Consider the following 7,699-nt stretch of genomic DNA (forward strand, 5'->3'; position numbering starts at 1 on the left):
GTCGGTCCCGGCCGCCGGCCATGGGGTCAGGGACCGGCCAGCTGCCACCGGAAGGGACGGGGCCGCCTCCGCCGCCCGGGTTCAGGACGGGCCGACCTAAGCTGGGTGGATGTCAGAGACGGCACCACCGCTGGCCACCGCGGTCTGGCCGGGCGAGCTCCGCCCCTACCAGCGCGAAGCGCTCGCGGCTGTGGACGAACGCTGGCGCGGCGGCGGGCGGCGGACGTGGATCGTGCTGCCGCCCGGTTCCGGTAAGACCCTCGTCGGCTTGGAGGCCGCACGCCGACTGGGCCGCCGGACCGTGGTCCTGGCACCCAACACCGCCATCCAAGGCCAGTGGGTCCGGCACTGGGAAGCCTTCAACAGGCCCGCCGACTGCACCGCCGGGAGCGACCGCGACCTCGGCCACGCCGTCAACGTCCTCACTTACCAGTCCCTCGCCGTCTTCGACCCGGACGCCGAGACCGACGAGGAAGGGCGTTCAGCCACCCCCGTCCGGGACCGGTTGCACGCCAACGGGCGGGCCCTGGTGGACGCGCTGCACGGAGCGGGGCCGCTGACCCTCCTCCTCGACGAGTGCCACCACCTCCTCCAGGTGTGGGGGCGCCTGCTCGCCGAGATCCTCGACGAACTCCCCGACGCCCGCGTGATCGGGCTGACCGGTACCCCCGCCGGGAGCCTCACGGCCGCGGAGAAGAAGTTGGTCGACCGGCTCTTCGGCCCTCCCGTCACCGGGGCGTCCATCCCCGCGCTGGTCAGGGACGGGTACCTGGCACCGTTCGCCGAACTCGCCTACGTCACCGAACCCACCCTGACCGAGCACGAGTACCTGGCCGGGCAAGGGGCGCGCTTCGAGGCGATGTGCACGGACCTGCTCGCCCCCGGGTTCGCCACCACCGACTTCCTCCCCTGGCTGGACGCCCGCTTCGTCTCCAGGGACACCCGGGAGGGCGGCCGGATCGGATGGACCACACTCGCCGCCCGCGACCCCGAACTCACCGACGCCGTGCTGCGCCTGCACCACCAAGGACTCATCGCGCCGCCCGACGGCGCCCGCCTCCACGAACGGCACCGGCACCCTCCCCGGGCCGAGGACTGGACGGCGCTGATCGGCGACTACGCCAAGCACTGCCTCGTCCCCGACTCCGAGCGGGACGACGAGGCCCGCCAGCGTATCCGTGCAGCGTTGCCGTCCGTGGGCTACCACCTGACCCGGAACGGCATCCGCCGGGGCGCCTCCCCCGTGGACCGGGTCCTCGCGCGCAGCGCCGCGAAGTCGCTGGCCACCGTGGAGATCCTCGCCGCCGAGAAGGATGCGGTGGGACCCCGGCTGCGTGCCCTCGTCCTGTGCGACCACGAACGCGCCTCCGCCCGCGCACCCGCCGCACTCCGAGGTGTGCTCGCGGACGATGCGGGTTCGGCCTGGCTCCAGGTGGGCCAGCTCGCCGCCGACCCGCGCACCGCGGCACTGGACCCGGTACTGGTCACCGGGCGCACCGTTGCGACCGGTCCGGGTACCAGCGCCGCGTTCCTGGACTTCGCCCGCGAGGAACTGCCCGGGATGGATCTATCCGTCCGCGAGACCGACGGCCTGCACGTGGTGGAGGGAGCCTGGACCTCGCGCACCTGGGTGGGCGTGGTGACGCGGTTCCTGGAGTCCGGCTGCTCCCAGGTGCTGGTGGGCACGCGCGCGCTCCTCGGAGAGGGGTGGGACGCGCGGGGGGTGAACACCGTGGTGGACCTGACCACCGCCACCACCCCCACGTCCGTGGTGCAGAGCCGGGGCCGGGCACTGCGGCTGGACCCGGACTGGCCGGAGAAGACCGCGCACACCTGGACGGTGGTGTGCGTCAGCCACGAACACCCGCGCGGGGCGGCCGACTGGGGCAGGTTCGTGCGCAAGCACGAGGGCTACCTCGGGGTGAGCGCCGACGGCGAGGTGATGAGCGGGGTCGCGCACGTGGACCCCGAGCTGTCCCCGTACGAGCCGCCCGCCGAACCGAAAGCGGTGAACGCGCGCATGCTGGAGCGCGCCGCCGACCGGGAGGGAACCCGCAACCGGTGGCGGCTCGGCGAGGGGTACCAGGACCGGTTGCTGACCACCCTCCGGGTACGCGGGGACCGGGACGCCGCTGTGGGCACGGACGCCGGGGTCACGGACACGGTGGGCGCCGACGCGTCGGCGGGCGTGGAGTCGGCGGGTGTGGACCTGGCACCGCCGTCCCCGCCCCGGGTACTGACCGGGCCGGACGGGGTCGAGATTCCGGGCGGAGCGGGCCCGCCCGCGGCGGCGGTGTTTCTGGCACTCGCGACAGCAGCTTGCCTGGTCACGGCGGTGGTCGCGCCCTGGCTACTGGTCCCGGCCCTCTGTTTCGGAGCGGGCGCGGTGTGGTCGTGGCTGCGGCGCCGGAGAGAGTGTGCGGAGTTCCGCCGGGAAGCTGCCCTGCCGGTGGAGACGGCCCGCTACGCCTGTGCCGTGGCCGACGCCCTGCACAACGCGGGCCGCTCCCGGGCGGGCGCGGAGCGGGTTCGGATCCACGTGGACACCGACGGCGTGTACCGGTTCACGCTCGCCGACCCGGAGGCTTCAGAGCTGTTCGCCGAGGCGCTCGACGACGTCCTCGGACCGCTGCTGGGCAACCCCCGCTACCTGGCGCCCCGCTACGTTCCCGCGGAGCATGGACCATTGAGCGCCGCCTACCACGCGGTGCCCGCGGTGCTGGCCCGCAACCGGAAGGGGGCCAACGCCTTCGAGGCGGCGTGGAACCTGTGGATCAGCCGGGGACGGGTGGTCCACACCCACACCGACGAGGGTCGCGTGCTCCTGTCCGCGCACTTCGGCAGCTCCCCGGTGGAGGTGTCCACGGCCCGCCGCCTCGCCTGGGAGTGAGACCCCGGCGGCCTACCGGTGTTCCCTCTGTGCTTTTCGGGAACATAGTGCTCATGAATCGCGGTGGCGAACGGAAGCACGGTTTCGAAGGCCCTCCGGCCCCGCGCGAACGGGAACCGGAACAGGGACCAGGCACCGGCGCGGAGAAAGCGCGCCCTCCCCCCGCAGAACGCCCCTCGGCAGCGAACGACGGCGCGCGAGCGCTCGCCGACCTCGTCCGAGCCAGCCAACGGTCCAACTTCGAGGACATCCCGCACCTGGTCGACCGGTACACCGCCGGTGGTGGCTTCCACCACGCCCGCGTGTACGTCAGCGACCTGCAACAGAAAGTGCTCCGGGAGGTCACCGGCGCCGGGGACAACGCCCATAGGGGCGGCGAAGACCTCAGTATCGAGGGGACTTTGGCGGGCCGGGCCTTCCGGAAGGAGCACGGCCACAGCGCCCCGTCCGGCGACCGCGAACGCCACTGGATACCGATCCTCAACGGCACCGAACGCCTCGGCGTGTTGCGGTTCGACACCGACCGGGGTTCGGAGCCCGACTACGGTCTGGTGGAGGACCTGACGGCGCAGATCGGCCTGCTGCTGGTTACCAAGCGCACTCAGAGCGACTCCTACTCCCGCCTCATCCGGGACCGCCCCATGACGGTCTCCGCGGAGATGCAGTGGGCCCTCACCCCGCCGCTGAGCTTCTCGAACGGTTCGGTGACCGTGGCCGCCAACACCGAACCGGCCTACGAGAACGCCGGCGACGCCTTCGACTACGCCTTCACCGGCGAATCCGTCCACTTGGCGATCTTCGACGCCATGGGCCACGACAACGCCGCGGGACTGACCGCGAACCTGGCGGTCGCCGCCTGCCGGAACCTGCGCCGCCACGGCTCCGGGCTCGTCGAGACCGGGGACGGGATCGAGCGGATCCTGGTCGAACAGTTCGGCCACAACCGCTACACCACCGGGATCCTCGCCGAGCTGGACACCGGGACCGGGCTGCTCTCCTGGGTGAACCGCGGACACCTGCCACCGATGCTCATCCGCGGCGGCCGGTGGGTGACCGAGCTGGAATGCCCGCCCACCCACCCCATGGGGATGGATCTGGGGCTGCCCAGCACCCTCTGTCAGGAGCGGCTGGAGCCCGGCGACCGGATCCTGTTCTACACGGACGGCATCACCGAGGGGCATGCGGACGGAAGCGAGTTCGGCAGCGAGCGGTTCGTGCGCTTCATTATCCGGCACACCGCCGACGGGATGCTCGTCCCAGAAACGTTGCGGCGACTGGTCCACGCGGTCCTCGAACACCACGACGGCGCCTTGCAGGACGACGCCACAGTGATGGTCTGCGAGTGGCACGGCCCCAAGATCCCGTCGCAGTCCCCCTGAACGGACAGGTGCCCGTGGGGTAGGCGGGGGCGGACCGGCGCACGCCGGGCCATAGCATCGGGTACATGCGCACTCCCTCCGCGTACGCTGTGGTTCCGTTGGCGCTTGCGCTGTCCCTCACCGGGTGCTCGGGCGCCCACACCGCCGACTTCGACAGCGCCATCGCTGTCTCCCACCCGAGGGGCGCCTACGAGCACGAGTTCCAGTGGTGGAACAACGCCGACGTGCACTACCTCGTCCACGAGGTCACCCTGACCGAACCCGGCCGGGCGGACTTCGAACTCACCGTCACCGTGCCGCGGCTGGGACGGATGTTCGGCTTCGTGAACCTGGACGTCACGTGCGAGGTGGACGGCGAGACCTCGGCGGCGGACACGGACGAACGCCTCGGTGAGGAACACGAAGGGGTCTTCGAGTTCCCCATGTGGTGTGCCGTCCCCGAGAGCGCCGAACACCTGGCCGTCGAGATCGACCACCACGACGAACACCTGCGCTTCGAGGGCCCGCTCGACTGACCGGGGAGGCAACCAACCCTGAAGCGGTCAGCCCCGTGGGAAGTAGTCGTCGGTGAAGGCGTTGCGGAACTTCCCGGCCGGGTCGAAGCGCTCCAGGAGACCGGCGAAGTCGGCCGCTCGTTCGTATCCACCGATCACGCTCCGCGGCTCCAGCGTGGTGAGTTTGCCCCAGTGCGGACGGGCTCCCAGCGGAGCGAGCCGTTCCTCCACCGCCTTGAGCACGGGAGCCACCGCGTCCGGTTCCCGGTGCCAGGTGAAGTGGAAGGTCACCGAGTCCCGTCCGTGGGCGGGGCTCAGCCAGAGGTCGTCGGCGCGCACCGTCCGCACTTCGGCGATGTACAGCACGGGGGCCACCAGGGAACCGATGCCGCGTAGCGCCGCGAAGGCCTCCGGGGCCGCCTCGCGCGGCAGGTAGAGCTCCGACTGGAGCTCCTCGCCCGCGCTCGGCGGCAGTTCGGGGCGGAAGTGCGGCAGGCGTTCGAACCACGGGGCGCCCACGCCCAGTTGCTCGGTGGCGGGCTCGGGCGGCATCCCTGGCACCGGGTGCTCCGGGCCGCTCGCGGGGCGGCCCCCGCTCCAGGGGCCCTCGGGCTGCCCTACGCGGCGCTTGAGCCACACCCGGCCCGTGTCCCCGGCCCAGTCGGTGAACAGGCTGACGCTGTAGGCGGAGCCGAACACCCCGTCGAAGTCGGCGGCCACCTCGTCCAGACGCACGTCCAGCCGGACCCGCTGGGACATCTCGAAGGTCGGCTCGATGTCCAGGGTGAGCCGGGAGACGATGCCCAGGGCCCCGAGCGCAACCACGGTCCCCGGAAAGGTCTCCGGGTCGCTCTCGCGGCTCAGCCACGCGGCCTTGCCGTCCGGACCGATCAGCTCCAGCCCGCGCACGGCGGCGGACAGGCACCTCTGCCCGTCCCCGGAGCCGTGGGTTCCGGTGGCGCAGGACCCGGCCACCGAGATGTGCGGCAGCGAGGCCAGGTTGCCGAGGGCGAAGCCCCGCCGGTGCAGTTCCGCAGCGAGCTCCGCGTACCGGGTCCCGGCGGTGACCGTCACGGTGGACTGCTCAGCGTCGACCTCGATCTCCTGCGGGAGGGCGTCCAGCCGGACCAGGTGGTGCCCGGAGTCCGCGACCCCGTTGAAGGAGTGCCCGCTGCCCAGGGCCCGGATACGCGGGCTGTCCCGGACCAGAGCGGAGAGTTCGTCGTGGCTGCTGGGCCGGTGGATCCGAGGGCTGGCGAAGGTGAGGTTCCCGGCCCAGTTGCGTGCCGGTGCGGAAGAGGTGGGCATGGGGTCTCCGGAGGGGGCGGTGGCGTGGGGCGACGCCCGAGTCGGTCGGGAGCGATCCCACACCCGGGGACCGCTCACGCTACCGAACCCGGCACCGGGAGGCGACGGTCACCCGTTGCGGACCCTCAGGAGATCGTGCCGTTCGACGCACACGAATACTGGCTCGACCGCCCGCGGCCGGGTGCGGTGTGTTCCTTCGCACCAGTCGCCTCGCACGTAGGCAAATAACCTCCCAGGCGCGTACACCTAGTACGGCACAGGTGCGTCTCACGTCCACACGGGCCGCCCCCGCCAACCCTTGCTCCAGGCGACGGCCCTCAGTCTTCTCACACCTGGAGACCCCAGTGTCTATCCGTGTTTTGACTTCCGCCGCCGGGGGCGCCGCTCTGGCTCTGGCGTTATCCGCCACCCCGGCCGCCGCCGACACCTACGCCCCGGGCGTTGAGTGCGAGCCTTCAGACTCCGGCTATCCCGTCACCCTCGCCGACGGCACGGTCCTCGAGTGCCAGCCCGACCCCGAAGACGCCGAAACGTGGCTCTGGGCCGTCACCGACGGGCCCGACTCCGAAGAGGAAGGCTACGACGAAGAGGAAGACTTCGGCGACGAATACGGGGAGGACGATCTCGGCAACGGTGCGGACAACGGCGTCGAGGACGAGACCGAGGACGTCCTGTCCGACCTGACCGTCACCAGCACCTGCGAGGGAATGGAAGGCGACTTCACCTTCGGGACCGGTGCTGACGGCTACACCTACAGCGTCTACTCCGACGACGGCACGGCGGTCATCGCCGACGGCACCGCGGCCGAACCCGGCGATACCGATTCCTGGACGGCCGAAGGTGTGGAGTGGGTGCACATCGTCGTGGACCACGACATGCCCGGTGAGGATGGCTGGACCACCGTCCACGACCAGACCCACGAATACGAGGCCCCGGCCGACTGTGACGGGGCCGCTGTCCCGTGCGCCGAACTCGAGGACGTGGAGTGCACCGAGGTCGAGCTCGGCGAAGTGATCCGGGTCGGAAGTGTGTGGTACCTCTGCGTGGGTTTCGGTGCTGACGGCAACCCGGTATTCGAGAGGACAGGTGCCCCGGAGCCCGGCGAGAAAGACCGCGGCAAGGACGATGAGTCCAGCACCCCGAGTGAGACCCCGGTGGAGGTCGACACCACCAGCTCGGGCACTCTGCCCGTGACCGGTGGCGCGCTCGCCGGCCTGGTCGCGGCCGGACTCGCCGCGTTGGGCGTCGGTGGCGCCGCCCTGCACCTGGCCCGTAAGCGCAGGGCCACCGTCGCCACGGGGGACGACGAGTAGGTCCGCGCACACAGCACGGCTCCCCGCTCACCTTGGCGGTGTGCGGGGAGCCGTGCTGTGTGGGATCGAGGCAGTACGAGAAAGAACCCGGCATGCCATAGCAAGTGCCGGGCTGGGTTTAGGGCAACACAAGAAGAGACCCGGCCTGCCATAGCAAGTACCGGGTCTCGACTCCACTGTCTCAAGGTCAGGGCGATTTCAAAGTCAGGGCACTGGTCACTCTGAGTGATTTCAGGTGAGGATGAACGGCAGCGCCCGAGAGCGATCCCGGCTGATCCACTGCGTGGTCCGCGTGATCTGACGGTGCCCGTGCAA

5 protein-coding genes are annotated in these 7,699 nt (G+C 71.1%); 4 read left to right on the forward strand and 1 reads right to left on the reverse strand.

The window, feature by feature from the left end:
* The first annotated feature begins 109 nt into the window (after nt 1-109).
* From ACYVDG_RS30100 to ACYVDG_RS30110, 3 genes are all read left to right on the forward strand, one after another.
* On the forward strand, nt 110-2,890 hold the full coding sequence (locus tag ACYVDG_RS30100) for a DEAD/DEAH box helicase family protein (protein WP_460762249.1): 2,781 nt from the start codon (nt 110-112) through the stop codon (nt 2,888-2,890).
* A gap of 53 nt (nt 2,891-2,943) precedes the next feature.
* Complete coding sequence (locus tag ACYVDG_RS30105; RefSeq protein ID WP_460762253.1) at nt 2,944-4,269, forward strand: PP2C family protein-serine/threonine phosphatase; 1,326 nt, start codon at nt 2,944-2,946, stop codon at nt 4,267-4,269.
* Nucleotides 4,270-4,334: 65 nt separating this feature from the next.
* Nucleotides 4,335-4,784 carry a hypothetical protein gene (locus tag ACYVDG_RS30110; RefSeq protein ID WP_460762256.1) on the forward strand — a complete coding sequence of 150 codons (450 nt, stop codon included), beginning with the start codon at nt 4,335-4,337 and terminating at the stop codon, nt 4,782-4,784.
* A gap of 27 nt (nt 4,785-4,811) precedes the next feature.
* On the opposite strand, the gene ACYVDG_RS30115 is transcribed toward ACYVDG_RS30110, so the two are convergent.
* Nucleotides 4,812-6,071, reverse strand: coding sequence for an FAD-binding protein (locus ACYVDG_RS30115; RefSeq protein ID WP_460762261.1), 1,260 nt, complete (start codon nt 6,069-6,071; stop codon nt 4,812-4,814).
* Between the two features lie 359 nt (nt 6,072-6,430).
* Here ACYVDG_RS30115 and ACYVDG_RS30120 point away from each other — a divergent pair, with 359 nt between their 5' ends.
* Nucleotides 6,431-7,384 (forward strand): hypothetical protein, encoded by a 954-nt coding sequence (locus tag ACYVDG_RS30120; protein ID WP_460762265.1) that lies wholly within the window; start codon nt 6,431-6,433, stop codon nt 7,382-7,384.
* Nucleotides 7,385-7,699: the final 315 nt, after the last annotated feature.

It is taken from the genome of Nocardiopsis oceani (assembly GCF_054777395.1).

Coding starts and splice junctions, on each gene's coding strand:
- ACYVDG_RS30100 (WP_460762249.1), top strand. CDS start 110: ATGTCAGAGACGGCACCACCGCTGGCCACCGCGGTCTGGCCGGGCGAG.
- ACYVDG_RS30105 (WP_460762253.1), top strand. CDS start 2,944: ATGAATCGCGGTGGCGAACGGAAGCACGGTTTCGAAGGCCCTCCGGCC.
- ACYVDG_RS30110 (WP_460762256.1), top strand. CDS start 4,335: ATGCGCACTCCCTCCGCGTACGCTGTGGTTCCGTTGGCGCTTGCGCTG.
- ACYVDG_RS30115 (WP_460762261.1), bottom strand. CDS start 6,071: ATGCCCACCTCTTCCGCACCGGCACGCAACTGGGCCGGGAACCTCACC.